Annotated in this window: 1 protein-coding gene; it reads right to left on the reverse strand. The window is 59.8% G+C overall.

Annotation, left to right across the window (positions count from 1 at the left end):
• Nucleotides 1-272: AAA family ATPase (locus tag L9G74_RS20260; protein WP_238898573.1), on the reverse strand; the 272-nt coding region annotated here is incomplete at its 3' end.
• Nucleotides 273-281 lie beyond the last annotated feature (9 nt).

Below are 281 nucleotides of genomic sequence, written 5' to 3' on the forward strand. Positions count from 1 at the left end.
TACTGCCCGAGCCCGCGCTCACGGTCGGACAAAGCCTGCTGCAGCAGCCGGACAACCGCCTCCTTGTCCAACCGCTTCAGCTGCTTGATATGCCCGCAGCGGCTGCGGATGGCGGGATTGACGTCGTGGAAGGGATTTTCCGTCGTTGCCCCGATCAATGTCACAATCCCCTTCTCCACGTTCGGCAGGAGATAATCCTGCTGTGCTTTATTGAACCGATGGATTTCATCGATGAACAGGATGACGCCCCCCGCCAGCTTCGCCTGCTCCACGACCTCCTC

Source organism: Shewanella electrica, from assembly GCF_022321485.1.
Taxonomy (GTDB): Bacteria; Pseudomonadota; Gammaproteobacteria; order Enterobacterales; family Shewanellaceae; genus Shewanella; species Shewanella electrica.